The 25,590-nt window shown below is 58.5% G+C and carries 18 protein-coding genes; 14 read left to right on the forward strand and 4 right to left on the reverse strand.

Annotated elements, in window-relative coordinates; genetic code table 11:
- Window positions 1-122: 122 nt before the first annotated feature.
- A complete protein-coding gene (gene ubiD / locus AAGW23_RS16455; protein WP_342407420.1) occupies window positions 123-1,589 on the forward strand; it encodes a 4-hydroxy-3-polyprenylbenzoate decarboxylase in 1,467 nt (488 codons plus the stop codon).
- Between the two features lie 34 nt (window positions 1,590-1,623).
- Complete coding sequence (locus tag AAGW23_RS16460; protein ID WP_342407421.1) at window positions 1,624-2,601, forward strand: CDP-6-deoxy-delta-3,4-glucoseen reductase; 978 nt, start codon at window positions 1,624-1,626, stop codon at window positions 2,599-2,601.
- 76 nt (window positions 2,602-2,677) lie between these two features.
- Here AAGW23_RS16460 and AAGW23_RS16465 read toward each other — a convergent pair whose 3' ends face one another.
- From AAGW23_RS16465 to AAGW23_RS16475, 3 genes are all read right to left on the reverse strand, one after another.
- The gene (locus AAGW23_RS16465) at window positions 2,678-3,343 is read right to left on the reverse strand and encodes an SPOR domain-containing protein (protein ID WP_342407422.1); all 666 of its coding nucleotides are present in this window, start codon (window positions 3,341-3,343) and stop codon (window positions 2,678-2,680) included.
- Complete coding sequence (gene argS / locus AAGW23_RS16470; protein ID WP_342407423.1) at window positions 3,344-5,086, reverse strand: arginine--tRNA ligase; 1,743 nt, start codon at window positions 5,084-5,086, stop codon at window positions 3,344-3,346.
- Between the two features lie 117 nt (window positions 5,087-5,203).
- Window positions 5,204-7,426, reverse strand: coding sequence for a primosomal protein N' (locus tag AAGW23_RS16475; protein WP_342407424.1), 2,223 nt, complete (start codon window positions 7,424-7,426; stop codon window positions 5,204-5,206).
- Between the two features lie 214 nt (window positions 7,427-7,640).
- On the opposite strand from AAGW23_RS16475, the gene rpmE reads away from it, so the two are divergent.
- The 3 genes from rpmE (at window position 7,641) to AAGW23_RS16490 (ending at window position 10,066) form a co-directional block, all read left to right on the forward strand.
- The gene (gene rpmE / locus AAGW23_RS16480; protein WP_102837310.1) at window positions 7,641-7,853 is read left to right on the forward strand and encodes a 50S ribosomal protein L31; all 213 of its coding nucleotides are present in this window, start codon (window positions 7,641-7,643) and stop codon (window positions 7,851-7,853) included.
- Window positions 7,854-7,879: 26 nt separating this feature from the next.
- Window positions 7,880-8,671 (forward strand): thermonuclease family protein, encoded by a 792-nt coding sequence (locus AAGW23_RS16485; RefSeq protein WP_342407425.1) that lies wholly within the window; start codon window positions 7,880-7,882, stop codon window positions 8,669-8,671.
- Window positions 8,672-8,797: 126 nt separating this feature from the next.
- Window positions 8,798-10,066, forward strand: a complete 1,269-nt coding sequence (locus tag AAGW23_RS16490) for a malic enzyme-like NAD(P)-binding protein (protein WP_342407426.1) — start codon at window positions 8,798-8,800, stop codon at window positions 10,064-10,066.
- A 126-nt stretch (window positions 10,067-10,192) separates the two neighbouring features.
- On the opposite strand, the gene AAGW23_RS16495 is transcribed toward AAGW23_RS16490, so the two are convergent.
- Window positions 10,193-12,646 (reverse strand): penicillin-binding protein 1A, encoded by a 2,454-nt coding sequence (locus tag AAGW23_RS16495; RefSeq protein ID WP_342407427.1) that lies wholly within the window; start codon window positions 12,644-12,646, stop codon window positions 10,193-10,195.
- 184 nt (window positions 12,647-12,830) lie between these two features.
- Here AAGW23_RS16495 and AAGW23_RS16500 point away from each other — a divergent pair, with 184 nt between their 5' ends.
- The 9 genes from AAGW23_RS16500 (at window position 12,831) to gltB (ending at window position 25,562) form a co-directional block, all read left to right on the forward strand.
- On the forward strand, window positions 12,831-13,895 hold the full coding sequence (locus tag AAGW23_RS16500; protein WP_342407428.1) for a pilus assembly protein PilM: 1,065 nt from the start codon (window positions 12,831-12,833) through the stop codon (window positions 13,893-13,895).
- Window positions 13,895-14,467 carry a type 4a pilus biogenesis protein PilN gene (pilN, locus tag AAGW23_RS16505; protein WP_342407429.1) on the forward strand — a complete coding sequence of 191 codons (573 nt, stop codon included), beginning with the start codon at window positions 13,895-13,897 and terminating at the stop codon, window positions 14,465-14,467. The genes AAGW23_RS16500 and pilN overlap by 1 nt, the downstream gene beginning before the upstream one ends.
- A complete protein-coding gene (gene pilO, locus AAGW23_RS16510) occupies window positions 14,464-15,087 on the forward strand; it encodes a type 4a pilus biogenesis protein PilO (protein ID WP_342407430.1) in 624 nt (207 codons plus the stop codon). Before pilN ends, pilO begins: the two co-directional genes overlap by 4 nt.
- A complete protein-coding gene (pilP, locus tag AAGW23_RS16515) occupies window positions 15,084-15,611 on the forward strand; it encodes a type 4a pilus biogenesis lipoprotein PilP (protein WP_342407431.1) in 528 nt (175 codons plus the stop codon). The genes pilO and pilP overlap by 4 nt, the downstream gene beginning before the upstream one ends.
- A gap of 51 nt (window positions 15,612-15,662) precedes the next feature.
- Window positions 15,663-17,774 (forward strand): type IV pilus secretin PilQ, encoded by a 2,112-nt coding sequence (gene pilQ, locus AAGW23_RS16520; protein ID WP_342407432.1) that lies wholly within the window; start codon window positions 15,663-15,665, stop codon window positions 17,772-17,774.
- Window positions 17,775-17,779: 5 nt separating this feature from the next.
- The gene (aroK, locus tag AAGW23_RS16525; RefSeq protein ID WP_342407433.1) at window positions 17,780-18,325 is read left to right on the forward strand and encodes a shikimate kinase AroK; all 546 of its coding nucleotides are present in this window, start codon (window positions 17,780-17,782) and stop codon (window positions 18,323-18,325) included.
- Window positions 18,326-18,348: 23 nt separating this feature from the next.
- Window positions 18,349-19,440, forward strand: a complete 1,092-nt coding sequence (gene aroB / locus AAGW23_RS16530; RefSeq protein WP_342407434.1) for a 3-dehydroquinate synthase — start codon at window positions 18,349-18,351, stop codon at window positions 19,438-19,440.
- A gap of 20 nt (window positions 19,441-19,460) precedes the next feature.
- Complete coding sequence (locus AAGW23_RS16535) at window positions 19,461-20,942, forward strand: SPOR domain-containing protein (protein ID WP_342407435.1); 1,482 nt, start codon at window positions 19,461-19,463, stop codon at window positions 20,940-20,942.
- Between the two features lie 171 nt (window positions 20,943-21,113).
- Entirely contained in the window at window positions 21,114-25,562 is a 4,449-nt protein-coding gene (gene gltB / locus AAGW23_RS16540) for a glutamate synthase large subunit (protein ID WP_342407436.1), read from the forward strand.
- Window positions 25,563-25,590: the final 28 nt, after the last annotated feature.

The raw sequence follows: 25,590 nt of genomic DNA on the forward strand, positions 1-25,590 counted from the left end.
GGTCTGTGGTTGTTGCCGAGGCCGGGGAAACCCGGCCTTTGTCTGTCTGCAGGTTTTGTATCGGCCTGCGCCAAGGCTACACTTTCCGCCCGGACACCTGCCGGCCCCTGTGAGGCTCAAGCATGCAGTATCGCGATCTGCGCGACTTTATCCGAGGTCTGGAACAGCGCGGTGAACTCAAGCGCGTTTCAACCACCGTTTCCCCCGTTCTGGAGATGACCGAGATTTGCGACCGGACCCTGCGCAAGCAGGGCCCGGCGCTGCTATTCGAGAATCCGACCGGCTTCGATATGCCGGTTCTCGGCAACCTCTTCGGCACGCCCAAGCGTGTTGCCCTGGGCATGGGTGCCGACGAAGTATCCGAGCTGCGCGAGATCGGCAAGCTCTTGGCTTTTCTCAAAGAGCCGGAGCCGCCGAAGGGTCTGAAGGACGCCTGGAACAAGCTGCCGATCTACAAGAAGGTCATCAGCATGGCGCCCAAGGTCCTCAAGGACGCGCCCTGTCAGGAAGTGATCATCGAAGGTGACGATGTCGATCTGTCTAGGTTGCCTGTGCAGACCTGCTGGCCAGGCGATGCTGGGCCGCTTATCACCTGGGGCCTGACGATCACCAAAGGTCCTAACAAGGAGCGGCAGAATCTCGGTATCTATCGCCAACAGGTGATCGGTCGCAACAAAGTCATCATGCGCTGGCTCAGTCATCGAGGCGGCGCGCTGGACTTTCGTGAGTGGTGTGAGAAGTATCCTGACCGGCCCTATCCGGTGGCAGTGGCGCTCGGCGCTGATCCGGCGACGATCCTTGGCGCTGTCACGCCGGTCCCGGATTCGCTGTCTGAATACGCCTTTGCTGGCCTGTTACGCGGCAGCCGTACCGAGCTGGTCAAGTGCCGGGGTAGCGATCTGCAAGTACCGGCCGGGGCGGAGATCGTTCTTGAAGGGTATATCCAGCCTGGCGAGATGGCGGACGAGGGGCCGTACGGTGATCACACCGGCTACTACAACGAGGTCGACCGCTTCCCGGTGTTCACCGTCGAGCGTATCACTCAGCGGCGCGATGCGATCTACCACAGTACCTATACCGGAAGGCCGCCGGACGAGCCGGCAATTCTCGGCGTTGCGCTCAATGAGGTGTTCGTCCCGATCCTGCAGAAGCAATTCCCGGAAATCACTGATTTCTATCTACCACCGGAAGGCTGTTCCTACCGCATGGCGGTGGTGACCATGAAAAAGCAGTACCCCGGCCACGCCAAGCGTGTGATGCTGGGCGTGTGGAGCTTCCTGCGGCAGTTCATGTACACCAAGTTCGTCATTGTCACTGACGATGACATCAATGCCCGGGACTGGAATGACGTGATCTGGGCGATCACCACGCGCATGGATCCCAAGCGCGATACGGTGCTGATCGAAAACACACCGATCGATTATCTCGACTTCGCCTCGCCGGTGTCCGGCCTTGGCAGCAAAATGGGGCTCGATGCCACTCACAAGTGGCCCGGCGAGACCTCTCGGGAATGGGGGCGCGCCATCGTGCAGGATGAGGCCGTCAAGCGTAGGGTCGACGAACTCTGGGCCGACCTGGGCATCGACTGATGACCAGTCGCGCATTTACTCAGGTTTTTTATTGATGAAAGTAACTCTGCAGCCCTCCGGAGCAGTGCTCGACGTCGAGCGTGGTGAGTTGATCCTCGACGCTGCGCGCCGGCTGGGTTATGACTGTCCTCAGGCATGCCGTAACGGTAACTGCCTAATCTGCGCTGCCCTGCTGGTAGACGGTCGGGTGCGTCAACGTGGTGAAACCCATGATCATGGCGAAGTCTTCGCCTGCCTGGCGGAGCCCGAAGAAGATTGCGTCCTGCTGTGGGACGGAGTGCTCGCACCGGGGGAGCTCCCGGTGCGCACGCTCAGTTGCCAGCTCGTCAGCTGCGACGATGTGGGCGGCGACGTTTTTCGCCTGCTGCTGCGCGCGCCGGCCGGAAAACTGCCACGCTATCACGCCGGGCAATACGTGCTGCTGGAGCGGGAAGACGGTGAGTACAGCGCCTTTTCCTTGGCGTCCGCGCCAGGGGGCGGGCGTGAGCTTGAGCTCCATGTACTGGCGCGCGAATCGTCAGCCATCGACCTGCTGGAGCTGATCAGGCGCACGGCTACAGCCCGCGTGCAGATGCCTTTTGGGGATACCCACCTCGCCGAATTGCCGGAGGGGCCGCTGGTGTTGATTGCAGCAGGCACTGGAATGGCCCAGATGCACAGTCTGATCGAGCATTGCCGGGCCGAGGGCTTCGCCTATCCGGTACACCTGTACTGGGGCGTGCGGCGGCCGGAAGATTTCTATCAGTTGCCGCATTGGCAGGAATGGCAGCAGATGCCCAATCTGTCTCTGCACAAGATTGTCAGCGACGTCGGCGACTGGTCGGGACGGCGCGGCATGCTGCACGAAGCGGTCTGCGAGGACTTCACTAATCTCGAGCCAATTCACGTCTATGCCAGCGGTTCTCCCGCGATGGTCTATGGCACGCTGGATGCTTTGGTGGAGGCGGGGATGGATGCAAAACAGATGCGTGCAGACGTATTCGCCTATGCGCCTCGGGACCGCAAAAGCTGAGCGCGTGCGGGGCCCGCATGTCTATGAAGCAGCGCTGGTTACAGCGCTGCCCTCGTGCTTGAGATAAGGCCTCGGCTCAGCGTGCCTGGCGCTGTTGAAGCAGCAGGTTCTTGTAACCGCTCGATGATAGCGCCTTTTGGGCTTGATCGAGCCTTTCCCGGTCGGCAAATGGCCCGACCAATACTCGATACCAGTCCTCGTCACGCACGGTTACGTTCTCAACCCGTACATCCTGGCCGAGCAGAATGATCTGCGCCCTGACCTTTTCCGCTTCGGGCTTCTTGCGGAACGAACCGGCCTGCAAGAAGAACTGAGTTACCGGTGCCTTGGCCACTGTAGGCGGAGGCGGAGGAACCTGGCCGTTCAGGGCGGCTTCGGCACGCGCGGCGTCAACCTTGGCCGCCTCCTCTGGTGTGACCGGCTTGGGCGGCTCGGGCTCAGGCTTGGGCGCCTCGGGCGGCAAGATCACTTCCGACTCAGGTAGCAGCGTATAGAAGTCATACTTTGGTTTCGCAGGCTGGCCCGTGGCGGGGGGCGAACGCTTCGGCTGCTCCTTGGATTTGGCTGTGTCCTTGGTGCGTTTGATTTCATCGCCGCCAGGTTCGAGATTCATCAGGAATACGATGAAGCCACCGATGACCAAGCCACAAACGAGCCAGATCCAGCCGGGCACCGGCTTCTTCGCCGGTGCCTGGTAGCGGCTCGCGCCACGTTTCGGGGCGGGTTTCTTTCTGGCTGCCACTTACATCCGCTCCAGCGTTTCCAGGCCAAGCAGGTCAAGGCCCTGTTTCAGCGTTTTGCCGGTCAGAGCGGCCAGGCGCAGGCGACTCTGTTTAACCGTCTCGTTCTCAGCAGTCAGTATCGGGCAGTGTTCGTAGAAGCTGGAGAACAGCCCTGCCAGATCGTATAGATAGCTGCACAGCAGGTGGGGAACACCTTTCTCACCGACACCGTTGAGCACCTCGGAGAATTGAGCCAGCTTCGCGCCTAGCGCTTGCTCTTGTTCGGCATCCAGGTTGATCTCGCCGCCGAGTCCGTCCATGCCGGTACCGAGCTTGCGAAACACGCTGGCCACTCGGGTGTAGGCGTAGAGCAGGTAGGGGGCAGTGTTGCCTTCGAAGCTGAGCATCTGCTCGAAGTTGAAGCTGTAATCGCTGGTGCGGTGCTTGGACAGGTCTGCATATTTCACTGCGCCGATGCCCACAGCACGAGCGATCTGTCGCAGCTCCTCTTCTTCCAGAACCGGGTTTTTGCTTTTAACCAGGCTGTAGGCTCGCTGCTCGGCTTCATCGAGCAGGTCGACCAGCTTCACGGTGCCGCCATCACGGGTCTTGAAGGGGCGGCCATCGGCACCGTTCATGGTGCCGAAGCCCATGTGCTCGAGTTGCATGTCGCTGCGGACGAAGTCCGCGCGTCTGGCTACCTCGAAGGTCATCTGGAAATGCAGCGCCTGGCGCTGATCGACAAAATACAGCGCACGATCAGCCTTCAGCTGCTGACTGCGGTAGCGCATGGAAGCCAGGTCGGTGGTCGCGTACAAGTAACCACCGCCCGCTTTCTGCACAATCACCGGAAGGGGGTTGCCTTCGGCGTTCTTGAATTCATCGAGAAAGACGCACTGGGCGCCATTGCTTTCGCTCAACAGTTCTTTGGCCTTGAGCGATGAGACTATGTCGGCCAGTTCGGCGTTGTAGGCGCTTTCGCCTTTGACGTCGTCCGGGGTGAGGCGGACGTTGAGGCGGTCGTAGACTTGTTGGGCATGGCTAAGTGAGAGTTCGTTGAACTGTTTCCACAGCCGCAGGCATTCGGTGTCGCCGGCCTGAAGCTCTACGACGAGCTTGCGCGCACGTTCGGCAAACTCGGGCGACTCGTCGAACCGTTGCTTCGCGGCTCGGTAGAAGCCTTCCAGGTCCGCCAGCTCGGGTGAATCGAAACCCTTGGGTTGCTCCATCACGTAAGCCAGCAGCATGCCGAACTGCGTGCCCCAGTCGCCTACGTGGTTTTGCCGGATTACTTCGTCACCGAGGAATTCAAGTACGCGCGCCACGGCGTCGCCGATGATCGTCGAGCGCAGATGGCCGACGTGCATTTCCTTCGCCAGGTTTGGTGAGGACAGGTCAACCACGACGCGTTGTGTGGAGCTCGTTTTGCTTACGCCGAGATGTGGATCGGCAAGGGCGGCATCAAGGCGTTGAGCCAGCGCGGCGCTGTTCTGGAAGAAGTTGAGAAAGCCTGGGCCGGCGATTTCCACTTTACTCACGCTAGGATCTGCCGGCAGTGCGTCAATCAGCTTCTGGGCTAGGTCGCGGGGCTTCATCCCGGCGGGCTTGGCCAACATCATCGCGACATTACTGGCGAAGTCCCCGTGGGTCTTGTCACGGGTGTTCTCCACCTGAATGGTTGGGTTCGACCCCTCCGGCAGCACGCCTTCAGCGGTGAGACGGGCCAGGGCTTGCTGGATCAGATGGCGGATGCTGTCTTTCATGGTGTGCTCGGTCGGCCGTAGGCTTTGGTCGAAAACTGGGCATTATCGGTGCCACGAGGGCGAACCTTCAAGGCTTAAGGCGCTTAGTTGCGCTGGAGCCTCTGTGGCCGGCCCACATCAGAACAGGTCGATCGGGTCGACATCCAGTGACCAGCGAACGCTGCGGCTGCCCGGCAACGTTTCCACCTGCGGCAGCCAGGCGTTCATGAGGTTATGCAGAGGCCCGCGGGCGTTGGCTTGTAGCAGTAGCTGTGCACGGAAACGTCCGGCGCGTCGCTCCATCGGGGCGGGCACTGGCCCCAGTAATTCGATACCCGTCAGGCCGAGTTGCTCCATCAGCTGTTCGGCCTGGCTGCAGGCCTCGTCGAGGAAGTCTTCGGCCTGACCTGGTTTCGTCGCCTCGGCGCGCAACAGCGCCAGGTGGCTGAAAGGCGGCAGGCCGGCCGCGCGTCGCTCGCTCAGCGCCTGCTCAGCAAAGGCGAAATAGCCCTGCTCGGTCAGCTGGACCAGCAACGGGTGATCAGCCAGATGCGTCTGGATGATCACCTTGCCGGGCTCTTCGGCCCGCCCCGCGCGCCCGGCTACCTGGACGATCAATTGAGCCATGCGCTCACTGGCACGGAAGTCTGCCGAGAACAACCCACCATCGGCATCAAGAATGGCGACCAGGGTCACTCGGGGGAAGTGATGACCCTTTGCGAGCATCTGAGTGCCCACCAGCAGGCACGGTTCGCCGCGGTTGATGGTGGTCAGCAGATGCGCCATCGAACCCTTGCGGGACGTGCTGTCACGATCAATGCGCAGCACCGGGTAGTCAGGAAAGAGCGTTATGAGCCGCTCTTCAGCACGCTCGGTACCCGCGCCTACGGGTCTCAGGTCGAGCTTGGCGCAGTCCGGGCAGCTGTGCGGGGGGCGTTCCGCATGCCCGCAGTGGTGGCAGCGCAGCTCGTTGTGACGTTGATGCAGGGTCATCCTGGCGTCACAACGAGGACACTGGCCGATCCACCCGCAGTCGTGACACAACAACGAAGGGGCGAAGCCGCGCCGGTTGAGGAACACCAGTACCTGCTGCCCGGCAGCAAGTGTTTGCGCCATGGCCTGGTGCAACGGGCCTGAGATGCCAGAATCGAGGGGGCGACTTTTGATGTCCAGGCGAAGGAAACGGGGTGGCTGCGCCCCGCCAGCGCGCTCGGTCAGCTTTAACAGCCCGTAGCGTCCGCTGTGCGCGTTGTGCAAGCTTTCCAGCGATGGCGTTGCTGACCCCAGCAGGATCGGTATGTTTTCCTGGCGCGCTCTAACCACGGCGAGGTCGCGCGCGTGATAGCGCAGTCCTTCCTGCTGTTTATAGGAGGCATCATGCTCTTCATCGAGAATGATCAGTCCCGGATTTTTCATCGGGGTGAAGAGCGCAGAGCGGGTACCGATAATGATGTCTGCCTCGCCGTCCCGCGCCGCGATCCAAGCATCCAGGCGCTCGCGGTCGTTGACGCTAGAGTGGAGCAAGGCGATGCGGGCATTGAAGCGCTTCTCGAAGCGCGCCAGGGTCTGTGGCCCGAGGTTGATTTCCGGGATCAACACCAGCGCCTGCTTGCCCGCCTCAAGCACTTGATGGATGAGCTGCAGGTAGACTTCGGTCTTGCCACTGCCGGTGACGCCGGCGAGCAGGTACGTCTGAAAGCCATCAAGGCCGGCGCGAATGGCTTCGAAAGCGGCACGTTGCTGCTGGTTCAACGGTAGTTCCGGTTGCAGCAGCCAGCTGCCCTGATGTCGTTGGGCCTGGTGACGGCGCCGGGTTTCGACGCGTAGCAGGCCTTTCTGCAGCAACAGGTCAAGGCTGTCCTTGCTCAGCTGAAGCTGGGAAAGCAGGGAGTGCGCCACGCCGTGCGGATGCTGCGAGATGGTCTTAAGTGCGTCACGTTGGCGCGGCGCCCGGCTCAGTCTGGGGTCTTCGGGCCGCGCGCCATTGGCCGCATGCCAGAATCGCTCCTGCCTCGCCTCGGCAGGGTCGCCCTGGCGTAGCAGAACGGGTAGCGCCCAGCTGAAGGTGTCGCCGAGGCTGTGTTGGTAATACTGTGCGGTCCATAGGCACAGCTTGAACAGCGGCGATGGCAGAGGTGATCGCGCATCAAGCAGTTCCAATGCCGGTTTGAGCTTTGCCTCAGGGACTTCGCTGCGGCTGACGACCTCGACGAGTATTCCGATGATTTCGCGTCGCCCAAATGGCACTCGCAGGCGCACCCCAGGCCGCAGCCCAGCGTCGGGAACGCCGGCAGGGGGGAGGTAATCGAACAGTCTGCGCAATGGCGATGGCAGCGCGAGGCGGAGTATGGGTCGAGGCACGCGATAGTCCTTGGCGGCGAATGCCGATGTTAAACGATCCGGCGGTTAGCAGGTTTGCCTATGCTTTCGGGCTGTGTGGATGCATGCAGGGGCTGCGGGTGTCTGTCCGATCGGCTGCCCTTGCATCACTTTGTTGCTCTGTTATTATTCGCGCCCTTCCGTGCGGTACTCGACATAGGGTCGGGTGGCGGCACAAGTCCTAGAGGATTTACCCATGAAAGCCGATATCCATCCTAATTACGTAGAAATCGACGCCACTTGCAGCTGCGGCAACGTCATCAAGACTCGCTCTACGCTGGCCAAGGACCTGAGCATCGACGTTTGCTCCGAGTGCCACCCGTTCTACACGGGCAAGCAGAAAGTGCTGGATACCGGCGGCCGTATCGACCGCTTCAAGCAGCGTTTTGGTGTGTTCGGCGCCAAGTAATAAGCTGTCGTCGCTACGGGAATCCAATGAGATTCTCAGAGCTGAAAAAGGCGTCCCTCGTGGGCGCCTTTTTCGTTTCTGTCTTCTTCAGTTTGCAAGCAGCGGCGCTTTGCTCGGTAAGCGAGCGGCTCCCGCGCATGAAGGTGGCTAGGGTCATTGATGGGGATACGCTGCGGCTGGCCGACGGGCGCAGCGTGCGACTCATCGGGTTGAACGCAACCGAAATGGGTCGCGATGGGCGCCGCGCTGAGCCGTTTGCGGAGGCTGCCAGGAGCCGGCTGCAATCTTTGGTGAGCGCCAATGACGGTTACGTGGCTATACGCCCTGGTCAGCAGCCGAAAGACCATTACGGCCGCGTTCTTGCCCATGTCTTCGACAGGCATGGCGAAAACATGGAAGCACTGATACTCGCCGAGGGATTGGGCTTCTTTGTCGCTATCGCACCGAATGTTTCCCTGGTCGACTGCCATCGAAAGGCAGAACGACAGGCGCGGTCGGCTCGAAAAGGGGTTTGGCGGCAACTTCCGGTGATCAATGCGGAACGAGTGCGCAGCGGTGGGTTTGCGATTGTCCGGGGCCGTGTTGAGCACATGGAAGCCAACCGGGGAGGCGTCTGGTTGGAGCTGGGTAGTTCGCTTGTGGTGCAGATCCCCCCTCACGCCGTGGCCGCCTTCGATGATGCGCTCGGCGGCCTGGTCGGAAAGGGTGTCGAGGTCAGGGGGTGGGTCATCGATCGAAAACGTCGTGGTGATCGGTCGTTGCGGGCGCGTTGGTTGCTTAAGCTGAGCCACCCGTCGATGCTCGTGCCTTTGTCCTGAAGCGGTCGCCAAAAGTCGTATCGCCAGGCCTTGACAGTCAGATTTCCCGTTCCCTTGTGACGGCGCTTGATCTTGGCGTATCCTCGACCACCTGTCTGTCCCAGTAAAAATAAGCGGAAATGCCCCATGACTGACCTGAAAACTGCCGCTCTCGACTACCATTCTCAGCCCCGTCCAGGAAAGTTGAGCGTTGAGCTGACCAAGCCCACCTCCACTGCTCGCGATCTTTCGCTGGCCTACAGTCCAGGCGTGGCGGAGCCGGTCCGGGAGATCGCCCGAGACCCTGAGTTGGCATATCGTTACACCGGTAAAGGCAATCTGGTCGCAGTGATCTCCGACGGTACCGCCATTCTGGGTCTCGGAAACCTGGGGCCATTGGCATCCAAGCCGGTCATGGAGGGCAAGGGCGTATTGTTCAAGCGATTTGCCGGGGTCGATGTATTCGATATCGAAGTCGATGCAGAAAGTCCCCAGGCCTTTATCGATACGGTCAAGCGCATCTCGATCACCTTTGGCGGAATCAATCTGGAAGATATCAAGGCGCCTGAGTGCTTCGAAATCGAGCGGACGTTGATCGAGCAGTGCGACATTCCGGTGTTTCATGATGACCAGCACGGTACGGCTATCGTCACAGCAGCGGGCATGCTCAATGCCCTTGAAATTGCCGGTAAGACGCTGGAACAGGCGAAGATCGTCTGCCTCGGTGCCGGTGCGGCAGCAACTTCCTGCATGAAGTTGCTGGTTAGCATGGGTGCTAAGATCGAGAACATTTTCATGATCGATCGCAAGGGCGTCATCCATGCGGGTCGTGATGATCTCAACCAGTACAAGGCGGTGTTCGCACATGAGACAGACAAGCGAACCCTGGATGACGCACTGGACGGTGCAGATGTTTTCGTAGGACTGTCGGGCGCCAATTTGCTGACTGCCGAAGGTCTCAAGCGCATGGCAGCGAACCCGGTGGTATTTGCCTGCTCCAACCCGGATCCGGAGATCAGCCCCGAGCTGGCGCACGCGACTCGCTCCGATGTGATCATGGCAACGGGCCGCTCCGATTATCCGAACCAGGTCAATAACGTGCTGGGCTTTCCGTTCATTTTCCGCGGTGCTCTGGACGTCCGGGCCAAGCGTATCAACGAGGAAATGAAGATAGCGGCTGCGCTTGCGTTGCGTGATCTCGCCAAGCTACCGGTACCGGCTGAAGTGGCGGCTGCCTACGGTGTGGAAAGTCTGGAATTCGGCCGTGAGTACATCATCCCGAAGCCCATGGACCGGCGCTTGATTACGCTGGTTTCCGATGCCGTTGCCAAGGCTGCCATCGAAAGCGGTGTGGCGACTCTGCCGTATCCATCGCATTATCCGCTAAAGTCGGTCGACGATGTATTTGGTGGGTGATTAGGCCGCCTAAGGCGCCGCGTTGAGGCGGACAACAAAAAAACCGGCCATTGGCCGGTTTTTTGTTGTTGATCGCCGCAGAAAACTTTGCGGCACTCCGCTGCAATCTGAAGTAGCCTCCGGCCTTTAGAAAAGATCCATTGGAGCTGTTTCGCTAGCCGGTAGAGGGCTGCCGGGAATGGTCGCTCCAGGAATCAGCTCGTCGTCCATGTTTGGAGGCGAATCTTCGCTCCGGAAGATTTCGAAATAGGCATCTGGCGTTCCAGGGGGCGCTGCGCGACCGCTCTCTGGATCAATGCGCAGGGTCAGAATGCCTTCGGGTTCGGTGGGGGCGTGCTCTGGCTTGCCCTCCAGTACCGTGCTCATATATTTCATCCAGATGGGTAGCGCCACCGTACCGCCGTACTCGTGGCGGCCTAGGCTCTGTGGTTGATCGAACCCGGTCCAAACCGTCGTGACGATATCGGCGTTATAACCTGAGAACCAGCTGTCTTTCGACTCGTTGGTGGTTCCGGTCTTACCCGCGATATCGCCACGCCCCATCGCTAGGGCTCGTCTGCCTGTGCCTCGCTTTATGACGTCTTGCAACATGCTGGTCATGATGTAAGCGGTGCGATCATCGATAATTTGTTCGGCATACCTGGGCGGTTGGCGGTCTGTCTCAGAGTTGTTGTCGTCAATGAGCGAGTCTGTCTGCGCGTAAGCGACGGCGATAGGCTCGTTTTCTTCTGCCCGGGATTGTTGACTGATGTCACTCCTTGGTACGCGCACTGGGTCTGCGTTGAATATTACTTTCCCGTCTCGGTCCTCGATTCGCTCTATCAGATAGGGCTCTATCTTGTAGCCGCCGTTGGCAAATGCCGTCCAGCCGGTTGCGATTTCCATCGGTGTCAGGGTTGCCGTCCCAAGCGCCAGCGACAGGTTCGCTGGAAGATCTTCGGGCTTGAAGCCAAAACGTTTGATGTAATTGATGGTTTGAGGAATGCCAAGTGTTTGCAGCAGGCGAATCGAAACTAGGTTACGTGATTTGTACAGTGCTTCTCGAAGGCGGATCGGGCCGAGGAAGGTGTTATTGTCGTTCTTAGGTCGCCAGACGCGATCCAGCCCTTCTTCGACAAATACGATCGGAGCGTCGTTGACAAGCGTGGCGGGGGTAAAACCTGCATCCAGGGCTGCGCTATAGACGAAGGGTTTGAAGCTTGAGCCTGGTTGTCGCTTGGCCTGGATGGCGCGGTTGTAATTGCTTTGGCCAAAGGAAAAGCCCCCGGTCAGCGCTTCAATTGATCCGTCAAGCGGATCGAGGGATACCAGTGCACCCTGCGCCTGCGGTATCTGGCTGAACAGCGCTTCGCCGTCGACAAATCGAATCCGGATGACATCTCCCAGCTTGACCACCTCGGAAGGTGTCTTGGGTCGGGGGCCAAGGCTATTGGTATTAATGAACGGGCGAGCCCACTTCATGCTCTCCCAGCTGACGCTGTGCTCGCTGCCGTCCCGAAGTATGGCTTGGGCGGAGTCCTTCGATACGCGACTGACGACCGCCGGCTGCAGCCCAGACTGGCCGCGATAGTCGCCGAGCTGTTTAAGCCAATCTGTTTGATTTGTGCCAGTTAGATGAGCTTCCGGGCCTCGGTAGCCATGGCGCTGGTCATACGCGATCAGCCCCTGAATAAGTGCTTGGTTAGCTGCGATCTGACGCTCGCTGCTTGGGGTGGTATAGACGCGGAACCCATCAGTGTAGGCCGTGCTGCCGAAGCGGCCGACCATTTCGGCACGGGCCATTTCGGCGATATAAGGTGCATCAAGCTCGGGCGAGTAGCCGTGATAGGAGGCATCGACAGGCTCTGCCAATGCTTGCTGATAGCGGGCCTCGTCTAGTTTCCCTAGCCGATACATCCGGCCGAGAATCCAGTCGCGTCGTTCTTTGGCGCGCTCCTTGTTCGCGAGCGGATTGAATGCCGAAGGCGCCTTGGGCAGACCGGCAATCATGGCTAGCTGCCCCAGGCTTAGCTCGCCGATTGATTTGCCATAGTAAACCTGCGCTGCCGCTTCTATTCCGTAGGAGCGGTTGCCCAAGTAGATTTTGTTGACGTAAAGCTCAAGGATCTCATCCTTGCTGAGCTCTCTCTCAATCTGCAGAGCGAGAAGGATTTCGTTGATCTTGCGTGAAAAGCTGCGCTCGCTGGTTAGGAAGTAATTCTTCGCTACCTGCATGGTGATGGTGCTGCCACCGGTCTGAATGTGCCCGGTTTTCAATAATTGCGTGGCAGCGCGCATCAAGCTGGAAACATCAACGCCATAATGATTCGCGAAGTTATCGTCTTCTGCTGACAGCAGTGCGGCGATGAAATCCTTGGGGATCTGATCGAAGTTGATAGGAGAGCGCCGCATTTCCCCGTATTCGGCGATCAGCTTGTCATCATGGCTATAGACACGCAGCGGAATCTGGAGCTGTATGCTGCGTAGCGATTCGACTGACGGCAGATTGGGGCTGAGGTAGAGAAACGCGCCGCTTAGACTAAGCAACAGTCCGCAGAAAATAGCCAAGCACGACCATAGGAAAAACTTCAGAAAACGCATCGGGGTTCATTGGATCCAGGGTGGGGAATGAGGTGTATGCCGCAGACGGTGCTGAAAGGAAAAACCGATCACATTATAAGCGGTTTTTCTGTAGGGGAGCCATTTGCGCTTCTGTCAAGGCTGTTATCTAATGCTGACAAACATAATTAATCCGTAAGTAGCGGATAGAGATAGGAAATCGGCCGTGATAGGGCTCTTCACTAAGAAAGCGAACACGCTGCTTGGCATCGACATCAGTTCGACATCCGTCAAGCTGCTGGAATTAAGCCGTTCAGGTTCCCGGTACCGGGTCGAGTCCTATGCGGTCGAGCCACTTCCGCCTAACGCAGTGGTTGAAAAAAATATTGCTGAATTGGAGGGCGTGGGGCAGGCGCTGTCCCGGCTATTGATAAAGGCAAAAACAGGGGTCAAGTCTGCTGCGGTAGCGGTCTCCGGTTCAGCAGTCATCACCAAAAGCATCGAGATGGAAGCCGGGCTCAGTGATGACGATCTTGAAAATCAGCTGAAAATCGAAGCAGACCAGTACATTCCCTATCCTTTAGAAGAGGTCGCTATCGACTTCGAGGTACAGGGCCCTGCAGCGCGTTCGCCTGGCCGGGTTGAAGTGCTGCTAGCAGCGTGTCGCAAGGAAAACGTGGAAATACGTGAAGCTGCGCTCGCTTTGGCCGGGCTGACCGCTAAGGTTGTCGACGTAGAAGCTTATGCGTTGGAGCGCTCCTATGGTTTGCTTGCGCCCCAGTTGGGCGCTGGACACGATGAGCTGACCGTCGCGCTGGTCGACATCGGCGCGACGATGACCACGCTGAGCGTTCTGCACAACGGCCGGACTATCTATACACGTGAGCAGCTGTTCGGTGGTCGTCAGCTCACGGAGGAGATTCAGAGACGCTACGGCCTGTCAATGGAAGAGGCTGGCCTGGCCAAGAAGCAGGGAGGTCTTCCTGATGACTATGACAGTGAAGTGTTGCAGCCGTTCAAGGAAGCAGTTGTTCAACAGGTTTCACGCTCTCTGCAATTTTTCTTTGCTGCTGGGCAGTTCCACGATGTGGACTACATTCTGCTGGCCGGTGGTACGGCGTCCGTTCCGGGGCTGGATCGTCTGATTCAACAGAAAATCGGGACCCAGACTTTAGTTGCCAACCCGTTCGCCGATATGGCCTTGAGCAGCAAGGTCAACGCAGGTGCCCTCGCCAGTGATGCGCCATCCATGATGATCGCCTGTGGATTGGCCTTGAGGAGTTTCGACTGATGGCCCGGATTAACCTTTTACCTTGGCGCGAGCAGCAGCGCGAAGAGCGTAAACAGCGATTCCTGGTGTCGCTGGGCGGGGTGGCCGTAGTTGCAGTGGGGCTATTGTTTCTTGCTGATCAGTACTTCACCCATGCAATTGAGCAACAGAATGCGCGGAATGATTTCGTTCGCAAGGAAATTGCCGTTCTGGATACGCGGATCGCTGAAATCAAGGAATTGAGAGAGCGTCGGCAGCAACTGCTCGAGCGGATGAAGATCATTCAGGATCTTCAGGGTAACCGTCCGATCATCGGTAGAGTATTCGATCAGCTGGTTCGCACGCTTCCCGATGGTGTGTATTTCACCGGGCTGAAGATGACCGGGAAAAACATCGCGATCGTTGGCGCGGCTGAATCAAACAACCGAGTCTCTAATCTGATGCGTAATTTGGATGGCTCTGATTGGCTGGACGCGCCGAACCTGAACGAAGTGAAGGCTGTCACCGCAGGGGCGGTCGATCAGGAGAACGTGTTTCAGCTAACGGTGCAACAGACACAACCGGTCGCTGCTGTTGAAGGAGATAAACCATGAGTCTGGCTAGCTCGATGGAGAGTCTCCGTAGCGTAGATTTGTCCGATCTGGACATGAACAACCTTGGGTCTTGGCCGGCAGCGGTAAAGGTAATCGCGGCGATATTGCTGATGGCCCTGATGCTTGGGGGTGGTTATTACTTCTACCTCAGCGACTTGCAAGCCAATCTGGATCAGCAAGTGGCCGAGGAGGAAAGGCTCAAGCAGCAGTTCTCCACTAAGGCATTTCAGGCAGCGAACCTTGAAGCGTACAAGGCGCAAATGGTTGAGATGGAGGCATCCTTCGGTGCATTGCTTCGGCAGTTGCCGAGTGATACCGAGGTGCCTGGTTTGCTTGAAGACATCACCCGCACTGGCTTGGGCAGCGGGCTCGAATTCGAAGAGATCAAGCTGCAGCCGGAAGTGACCCAGCAGTTTTATATTGAGCTGCCGATACAGATCAAGGTTGTAGGCAGTTATCACGATCTTGCGACTTTCGTCAGTGGCGTATCGAGCTTGCCACGCATCGTTACCCTGCATGATTTCGAAATTAAGCCGAACAGTAAGGATTCGTCTTCCAAGCTGCACATGAGCATCCTGGCCAAGACCTATCGCTATAACGACAAGGGGCTGCAGAAATGAAAGGAGTCCGACTTGTAGCGATAGCCCTTGGCACGCTGGTGCTGACAGGGTGCGGTGTGAGCGGAGATTTCGACGATCTGCGCAGTTACATGGATGAAGTGCGAGCCAAGCCGAAAGGTTCGATCGAGCCGCTTCCGGCATTTCTGCCATACGAGGCCTTTACCTACAGCGCAGCGTCGTTACGTCATCCCTTCCAGCCGCCAATGAAGATTGATCTGACTCAGCGGCAGAAAGGAACAAAAGACATTCGGCCCGACGAAACCCGCGTTAAGCAGTTTCTTGAAGAATTCAATATTGAAAACTTCGTCATGGTTGGGACGCTGGCCAGGGGCGAAGGCAACTATGCCTTGATCAAAGGTGGTGATGGGGTTCACCGAGTCAAGGTCGGTGACTATCTGGGGCGCAACCATGGCCGTATCGTTGAGATCAGCGAAGCCGAGGTGGATGTGCTTGAAATCGTTCCGGACGGAGAGGGTGGGTGGCTTGAGCGCCCGCGTAGCCTGACCTTGAAAGAGCGTTCTTGAGTCATGGCAAAAATGGAAAACCTATACCGGTCTGCACAACGGAAGCCTTTTATGAATACCACTCTCACTCGTCTCGGTTTGTCGTTGCTGGCAGCGTTCATTTCACCTGCATTGCTGGCGGCAAATCTGAACTCAATTGACGTCGCATCATTGCCCGGTGATCGCGTTGAACTGAAGCTGGCTTTCGATGAGCCGGTTCCGACCCCGCGTGGCTACACGCTTGATCAGCCTGCACGTATCGCTCTTGACCTACCTGGAGTGTCCAGCAAGCTCGGATCGAAAAACCATGAGCTTGGCGTTGGTAATGCGCGGAGCGTGACAGTTGTCGAGGCCCAGGGGCGTACGCGGCTTATCGTGAACCTGACGTCTCTGGTCCCTTACTCAACTCGAGTCGACGGTAATAACCTATTCGTAGTGCTCGGAGAAAACGCAGCGCGTTCCGGAGCGGCAAAGGCTTCTCCTCTGGTCTCGACGATGCCGGTAGCGCCGGCCATCGCGATGGCCGCAGATAAATCGATCAGCAACATCGATTTTCGCCGTGGGGAAGACGGGGCAGGCAACGTAGTTATCACCTTGTCTGACCCTTCGGTCAGCCCAAGCATTGAAGAGCAAGGCGGTAAAATTCGCGTTTCCTTTGCCAAAACGCAGTTGCCTGAATCGCTGCGTGTGCGGCTGGACGTTCAGGATTTCGCCACGCCAGTCAAATTTGTTGATTCCAGCAGCAAAGGTGATGGTGCCAGTATCGCCATCGAGCCGAGCGGCCGATACGACTACTTGGCTTACCAGACTGACGACAAGCTCACCATTAGCGTCAAGCCGCTCAGCGAGGCTGATGCCGAGCAGCGCAAGGCTGAACATTTCACCTATTCCGGCGAGAAGCTGTCGCTGAACTTCCAAGACATTGACGTCCGCTCTGTTCTCCAGCTGATTGCAGATTTTACCGACCTGAACCTGGTGGCCAGTGACACCGTGCAGGGCAATATCACATTGCGTTTGCAGAACGTACCCTGGGATCAGGCGCTGGATCTAGTGCTGAAGACCAAGGGTCTCGACAAGCGCCAAGTGGGCAATGTTCTGCTGGTGGCTCCGGCAGACGAGATCGCCGCGCGCGAGCGTCAGGAATTGGAATCCAAGCGGCAGATTGCTGAGTTGGCGCCCCTTCGGCGGGAGGTCGTGCAAGTAAATTACGCCAAGGCTGCGGATATTGCCCAGCTGTTTCAGTCGGTGACTTCGGTTGATGGGCAGTCTGACGAGAGGGGTTCCATCGCAGTTGATGATCGTACCAACAACATCATCGCCTATCAGACTCAAGAGCGACTGGATGAGCTGCGTCGCATCGTAACTCAGCTGGATATCCCGGTTCGCCAGGTCATGATTGAGGCCCGGATTGTTGAGGCCAACGTCGGATACGATAAGGCGCTTGGGGTCCGTTGGGGTGGCAATGTCGTTAACGACCAATGGAGTGCCTACGGTAAGGACGGCAGTAGGTCCATCGATGATGAGGGGCGTTTGCGGCTGCCCGGTACAGATAAAGTTGGGAGCTTCACCCTCGACGAGGGCACGGCTCCGGTTCCTTTCGTCGACATGGGGGTGTTAAATAGCACTTCGGGCGTTGGCATCGGCTTTATTTCGGACCACCTCCTGTTGGATCTTCAGCTCTCTGCTATGGAGAAAACTGGAAATGGCGAAGTCGTATCCCAGCCCAAAGTCATGACGGCGGACAAAGAAACAGCGAAGATTCTGAAAGGTACGGAGGTCCCTTACCAAGAGGCCAGCTCCAGCGGTGCTACGAGTACCTCCTTTAAAGAGGCGGCCTTGTCTTTGGAAGTAACGCCCCAAATTACGCCAGACAACCGCATCATCATGGAAGTCAAGGTGACGAAAGATGCGCCTGATTTCCGTAACGCAGTGAATGGTGTTCCGCCGATTGATAAGAATGAAGTGAACGCCAAGGTATTGGTCAATGATGGTGAAACTGTCGTGATCGGTGGTGTGTTCTCCAATAGCCAGTCGAAGAGCGTCGACAAGGTTCCGTTTCTAGGCGATGTGCCTTATCTTGGGCGCTTATTTCGTCGCGATGTCGTGACGGATGCGAAGTCTGAACTGTTGGTGTTCCTTACACCTAGAATCCTGAACCATCAGGCCATCGCAGTGAATCGTTGACGTCATTGAAAAATATTATCCTCGTGGGTCCGATGGGGGCTGGTAAAAGCACCATCGGACGCCTTCTTGCCAAGGAGCTTCGTCTCCCCTTTCGGGATTCCGACAAGGAGATCGAGCAGCGCACCGGTGCCGGCATTCCGCTGATATTCGATGTCGAGGGCGAGCAGGGTTTTCGTGAGCGGGAGCACGCCGCCATCCAGGATCTATGCCAGATGCGAGGCGTCGTGCTGGCAACAGGGGGCGGTGCGGTGCTTAGGCAAGACAATCGCGAGGTTCTGCGGACGGGGGGGCAAGTTATCTATCTGTGCACCTCGGTCGATCAGCAGCTTGATCGCACCTCTCGGGATCGTAATCGGCCATTGCTGCAAGCGCCGAATCCCCGCGAAGTTCTGACCGGTTTGATGGCTGTGCGGGACCCGTTGTATCGCGAAATCGCTGACATCATCATTCAGACGGACGAGCGTCCACCACGCCTCGTCGTACAGGAAATTCTCAGTCGGCTTCAGTCTCCCGGGCCTCGTGAAAGCTTGGGGCGATCTGCGCTATCCTAGCTCCCTTTAATTGTGGGGCTCCTATGCAGACTCTTCAGGTCGATCTCGGCGAGCGTAGCTATCCGATTCTGATTGGCGAGCAGCTCATTGATCGAGGTGAGCTGTTGGCCAGCCATATCCGTGGCAAGCAGGTTGCGATAGTCACTAACGATACCGTTGCACCGCTTTACCTGGAGCGCCTTTCGCGCAGTCTTGCCGGGTTCCACGTGACTCCGATCGTGCTTCCTGACGGTGAGGTGCACAAGAACTGGCAGACCTTGCAGTTGATCTTCGATGCGCTGCTGACGGCGAGACATGATCGCAATACCACCATCATTGCACTAGGGGGTGGCGTGATTGGTGATATGGCTGGCTTTGCCGCTGCCAGCTATCAGCGAGGCGTTGATTTCATTCAAGTCCCGACAACGCTATTGTCTCAGGTCGATTCGTCGGTTGGCGGTAAGACGGGCATCAACCATCCGCTCGGCAAGAACATGATCGGTGCGTTCTACCAGCCGCAGGCAGTGCTGATCGACACATCGACTCTCGCGACTCTGCCGTCGCGCGAGTTGTCCGCAGGCCTGGCCGAGGTGATCAAATACGGTTTGATCTGTGACGAGCGGTTCCTAGGCTGGCTCGAGGATAATGTCGACAGGCTTCGTGCATTGGATCAGGAGGCGCTTACCGAAGCGATACGGCGCTCCTGTGATGCAAAGGCCAAGGTGGTCGGCGCGGACGAGCGCGAGGCTGGTATTCGCGCCACGCTGAACCTTGGTCATACGTTCGGTCATGCGATCGAGACCCATCAGGGCTATGGGGCGTGGCTACATGGTGAGGCGGTGTCGGCGGGCACTGTTATGGCTCTTGAGATGTCGAAATTGCTCGGCTGGATAAGCACCGCGGAGCGAGACAGGGCCGTGCAGTTACTGTCGCGTGCCGGTCTGCCAGTTGTGCCCCCAGCTGACATGAGCGCCGAAGATTTTCTCAGGCACATGGCGGTCGACAAGAAAGTGCTGAATGGTCGGTTGCGATTGGTGCTGCTCAAGCGCCTGGGGGGGGCCGTGGTGACGAGCGACTTTCCTAGGGAAGTGCTTGAGGCCACATTGAACGTCAACTACGAAGCGCTTACGCAATAGTCAGAACCTAAGAGATTTCCATGTCCAGTTTGTCTGCCGACGATTCGTACCTGAACCATTACGGCTTCAGTCATGATCCCTTTGCTCCACGCGTACCCGGCTTCAAGTTCTTCCCTGCTCAGCGCAAGCCGGTGCTTGGGCAGTTGCATCACCTTGCCCGCTACAGCCAGCTGCTGCTGGTGGTGACCGGGCCAGAAGGGAGTGGCAAAACGCTGGTGCGCCAGGCTCTCGTAGCCAGCAGCAATAAGCAGGCTGTCCACAGTGTGGTCATCTCGCCACTGGAAACGCTCGATTCGAATGTTCTTTTGCAGCAGATCTCTCAAGCGGTCGGCTGTCAGCGCGCCGACTTCGACTCGATCATGGCGCAGATCATTCAATTGGCGTTGACCGGCCAGGAGGTGTATCTGCTGGTTGACGATGCTGAGCGACTAACTGGGGCAGCCGTCGAAACGTTGCTGCGATTGGCTCAGGGCAACCCGGAAGGGCGGCCGCACGTCTTTCTCTTCGGCGAGCATGCGCTGGTAGCGCGTCTTGAGGCATTGGTAGACGGCGAAGAGCGCTTCCATGTGATTGCGCTTCAGCCGTACGAGCAAGATGAGACGCGGGAATATCTGGCGTTGCGCCTGGAAGGGGCTGGATCTGGGCTGGACTGTTTGAGTGAGGAGCAGGTCGAGCGAATCCATGTTGATTCCGGTGGTTGGCCTGGTGCCATAAACCAGGCAGCCAGAGATGAGCTTCTTGAAACGATGCAGCAATCCAAAGGGCGTCGGAAGTCGGCTGGGTGGAATCTGCCGCTACCCATGAAGCATTTGCTGGCTCTGGTTGCGGTTGTTCTCATTGTCTTGGTCACCTTGCTCATGCGTGACGCGGATGAGCCATCGACAGCGCCTGCCACCACCGCTTTACCGCTGGGGGCGGCCCCCGTGACCGAGGCGCTTGATGAGGGCGTCGATGCTGTGCCGGAGATCGCGCCGGCTCAGCCGGTTATCCGGGAGCCACTTGCTGCTGCCGGTAGCGGAGAAGCGGCTGATTCATCTACTCAGGCTATCGAGGAGCCGTTACCTGTTGAGGAGCCGGCTGTCGACGATATTAAGGCCCCTGCAGAGATCGCTGCCCCAGTCGCAGTGCAGCCTCCGGCCGCTCAGCCCAATCGGGTAGCAGAGGTGCCGCGGGAGCCTGTGCGTCAGATTGCCGCAGATGAGCCTGCAGCAGCCGGGAATTGGTACGCCAGCCAGTCGAAAACCAACTATCTAGTCCAGGTACTGGGTACGCGGACCCAGGCGAACGCTGAGGCATTGGTGAAAAGACAGGGCGAGGGCTTCCGTTATTTCGTCAAGCAACATCAGGGTAAGCCTCTATACGTTGTGACCTACGGGAGTTTTGCCACCCGTAATGCTGCCTTGGAAGCTATCAAGAAGCTGCCGGCCTCGCTGCAGGCAGGTAAGCCTTGGGCACGGAGTTTTGCCAGTGTGCAGCAGGAAATTTCGCAGACCCGCCAGTGAGCGCCCCAAAATGGTGCGTATCGCCCTGTTTTGGGGCTTGCAAAAATAAAATTGTGTCGCTCTACCGGGCTTTGTAAACTGCTCCCCCTTTTGCCCACGTGTATGACGGGGCGATTATGTGCGCCGTCAATAAGGGGTTGATTTACAACGTATTTAGCTGGTGGAGTGCCTATGAGAGCAGGTCTGTTTCGTCCTGAAGAGTTCAAGGATAACTGCGGCTTCGGTCTGATCGCCCACATGCAGGGCGAGGCAAGCCATCACCTGCTTCAGACCGCAATTCAATCCCTCACCTGCATGACTCACCGAGGCGGCATCAACGCCGACGGTAAAACCGGCGATGGTTGCGGGCTGTTGATGCAAAAGCCTGACGCCTTCCTGCGCGCCATGGCCAAGCAGCATTTCGATGCCGATCTACCCTCGCTTTACGCCGTCGGTATGATTTTCCTCAGCCAGGACGCGGGCAAGGCTGAGACGGCGCGCGCGAGCCTCAACGAGCAGATTGCAGCTCAGGGACTGACCCTGGTCGGATGGCGTGAGGTTCCGGTCGATACTACTGTTCTGGGGCGTCTTGCCTTGGAACGCCTGCCGCGCATCGAACAGGTGTTCGTTTCGGCGGAAGGCCTGTCCGAACGTGATTTCGCCATTAAACTGTTCTTTGCTCGCCGCCGGGCAGAAGTGGCCTTGGCAAGCGACAAGGAATTCTATGTCTGCAGCCTCTCCGACAAGGACATCATCTACAAAGGTCTGATGATGCCGGCCGATTTGGCGCAGTTCTATCCCGATCTCGGCGATGAACGCCTGGCCACCGCTATTTGCGTGTTTCATCAGCGTTTCTCCACCAACACAATGCCGCAATGGCCGTTGGCTCAGCCGTTCCGCTTCCTGGCTCATAACGGCGAGATCAACACTATCACCGGTAACCGCAACTGGGCGCAGGCGCGTCGGTTGAAGTTCGCCAATGAGCTGCTTCCGGACCTGGAAGGCCTCGATCCGCTGGTCAACCGTACGGGCTCTGACTCCTCGAGCATGGACAACATGCTGGAGCTGTTGGTCACCGGCGGTATGGATTTGTTCCGCGGCTTGCGCATGATCATTCCGCCGGCTTGGCAGAACGTCGAGACCATGGATCCCGATCTGCGCGCCTTCTATGAGTTCAACTCCATGCACATGGAGCCATGGGATGGCCCGGCGGGCGTAGTGCTCACCGACGGCCGCCATGCGATCTGCCTGCTGGACCGCAATGGCCTGCGCCCGGCGCGCTGGGTCACGACGAAGAATGGCTACATCACCCTTGCTTCCGAAGTTGGCGTCTGGGATTACAAACCGGAAGACGTGATCGCCAAGGGCCGCGTCGGCCCAGGGCAGATCCTGGCTGTGGACACCGAAACCGGCCAGGTACTGCATACCGACGACATCGATAGTCGCCTGAAATCTCAGCATCCGTATAAGACCTGGTTACGCCAGAACGCGTTGCGTATCCAGTCGACCCTGGACGATAATGATCATGGCTCGGCGTTTTATGATGCCGACCAGCTTAAGCAATACATGAAGATGTTCCAGGTCACCTTCGAGGAGCGTGATCAGGTTCTGCGCCCGCTCGCGGAGCAGGGGCAGGAAGCCGTCGGTTCCATGGGCGATGACACCCCCATGGCCGTACTGTCGCGTCGGGTTCGCTCGCCGTTCGACTACTTCCGCCAGCAGTTCGCGCAGGTCACCAACCCGCCGATAGACCCGCTGCGCGAATCAATCGTGATGTCGCTGGAAACCTGCCTGGGCGCAGAGCGTAACGTCTTCGAAGAAACTGCTGATCACGCCAATCGGGCGATCCTGACCACTCCGGTGATCTCTCCGGCGAAGTGGCGCACGATCATGGAACTCGATCGTCCCGGTTTCGAGCGCCATCTGATCGACCTCAACTACGACGAATCCCTCGGTTTGGAAGCGGCGGTGCGCAACATCGCGGACCAGGCCGAAGAGGCTGTGCGCAGTGGCAAGGTCATGCTGATCCTCAGCGACCGCAACATCCAGCCAGGCAAGCTGCCGGTGCATGCATCGCTGGCCGTAGGTGCTGTGCATCACCGCCTGATCGAAACCGGTCTGCGCTGCGACTGCAACATCCTGGTGGAAACCGCGACTGCACGCGATCCGCATCACTTCGCCGTTCTGATCGGTTTCGGTGCAACTGCCGTCTATCCGTTCCTTGCGTTCGAAGTGCTTGGCGACCTGATCCGCACCGGCGAAGTACTTGGCGACCTCTACGAGGTGTTCAAGCACTACCGCAAGGGGATCTCCAAGGGTCTGCTGAAGATCATCTCGAAGATGGGTATTTCGACTATCACTTCCTACCGTGGCGCTCAGCTGTTCGAAGCCGTGGGTCTGGCGGACGAGATTGTCGACGTAAGTTTCCGAGGGGTCGCCAGTCGTATCAAGGGTGCGCGGTTCGTCGATCTGGAAGCGGAACAGAAAGCGCTGGCAACCGAGGCCTGGAGTGTACGCAAGCCGATCCAACAAGGCGGTTTGCTGAAGTTCGTCTACGGTGGCGAATACCACGCCTACAACCCCGATGTCGTCGCGGCGCTGCAGGTTGCGGTGCAGGAAGGCGATTACAGCCGCTTCAAGGAATACACCTCACTCGTTGATCAGCGTCCGGCGGCGATGCTGCGAGACCTGCTCAAGCTCAAAGTGTCGGAGCAGCCGCTTGCGCTTGAAGAAGTCGAGCCGCTGGAGCAGATCCTTAAACGCTTCGATTCGGCAGGCATCTCGCTCGGCGCGCTTTCACCGGAAGCGCACGAGGCGATTGCTGCGGCGATGAATCGCATTGGCGCGCGCTCCAACTCCGGTGAGGGCGGCGAAGATCCGGCGCGTTATCGCACCGAGCGCAGCTCGAAGATCAAGCAGGTGGCCACCGGCCGTTTCGGGGTCACGCCTGAATACTTGGTCAACGCCGAAGTGCTGCAGATCAAGGTCGCCCAGGGCGCCAAGCCCGGTGAAGGTGGTCAGCTGCCGGGTGGCAAGGTCAACGGCCTGATCGCCAAGCTGCGTTATGCGGTGCCAGGCGTCACCCTGATTTCGCCGCCGCCACACCATGACATCTACTCGATCGAAGATCTGGCCCAGCTGATCTTTGACCTCAAGCAGGTCAATCCCAAGGCACTGGTGTCGGTCAAGCTGGTAGCGGAGCCCGGTGTCGGTACCATTGCCGCTGGTGTCGCCAAGGCCTACGCCGACCTGATCACCATCTCCGGCTATGACGGCGGCACAGGCGCCTCGCCGCTGACCTCCATCCGTTACGCCGGTTCGCCTTGGGAGCTCGGCCTGGCCGAAACCCACCAGACCCTGCGTGGTAATGACCTGCGGGGCAAGGTCCGGGTACAGACGGACGGCGGACTAAAGACCGGCCTCGACGTAGTCAAAGCTGCAATCCTCGGCGCAGAAAGCTTCGGCTTCGGCACGGCGCCAATGATCGCGCTGGGCTGCAAATACCTGCGCATCTGCCACCTCAACAACTGCGCTACAGGTATCGCCACGCAGAATGATCAGCTGCGAAAGGATCACTTCATCGGCACGGTCGACATGGTGGTCAACTTCTTCATCTTCGTTGCCGAGGAAACCCGTGAGTGGCTGGCCCGCCTCGGCGTGCGCAGCCTGCAGGAGCTGATCGGGCGCACCGATCTGCTGGAATTGCTGCCAGGCGAAACTGCCAAGCAGAACCATCTCGACCTGTCGCCGCTGCTCGGCAGCGACCATATTCCAGCCGACAAGCCGCAGTTCTGCGAGGTGGAAAAGAATCCGCCGTTCGATCAGGGGCTGCTGGCTGAGGAAATGGTCAAGTTGGCTCGTACGGCCATCGACGCCAAGAGCGGCGGTGAGTTCGAACTGGATATCTGCAACTGCGATCGTTCCATCGGTGCCCGCGTATCCGGCGAGATCGCCCAGGTGCACGGTAACCAGGGCATGAAAGACGCGCCAATCACCTTCCGTTTCAAGGGCACTGCGGGGCAGAGCTTCGGCGTCTGGAACGCAGGCGGCCTGCATCTGTATCTGGAAGGTGATGCCAACGACTACGTAGGCAAGGGCATGACCGGTGGCAAGCTGGTAGTAACCCAGCCACAGGCCAGTGAGTACGAGTCCCAACATTCGGCGATCGTCGGCAACACCTGTCTGTATGGTGCAACGGGCGGCAAGCTGTTTGCGGCTGGCACCGCCGGCGAACGATTTGCGGTGCGTAACTCCGGCGCGCACGCGGTCGTTGAAGGCACAGGCGATCACTGCTGCGAATACATGACGGGCGGCTTTGTCTGCGTACTCGGTAAGACCGGCTACAACTTCGGTTCTGGCATGACAGGCGGTTTTGCCTATGTCCTCGACATGGATAACAGCTTCGTCGACCGGGTGAACAATGAGCTGGTCAACCTGCAACGCATCACCGGTGAGGCCATGGAAGCCCACCGTAGCCATCTCCAGGACGTGCTGCGCGAATATGTCGCCGAAACCGGCAGCGCATGGGGCGCGAAACTCCTGGAAAACCTCGACGACTACCTGCGTCGCTTCTGGCTGGTCAAGCCAAAGGCGGCCAACCTGGCGTCACTGCTGTCGAGCACTCGGGCCAACCCCCAATAAAAAGCAGGTTCAAGCGGCAAGCCTCGGC

It is taken from the genome of Stutzerimonas chloritidismutans (genome assembly GCF_038562055.1).
Classification (GTDB): Bacteria; Pseudomonadota; Gammaproteobacteria; order Pseudomonadales; family Pseudomonadaceae; genus Stutzerimonas; species Stutzerimonas chloritidismutans_A.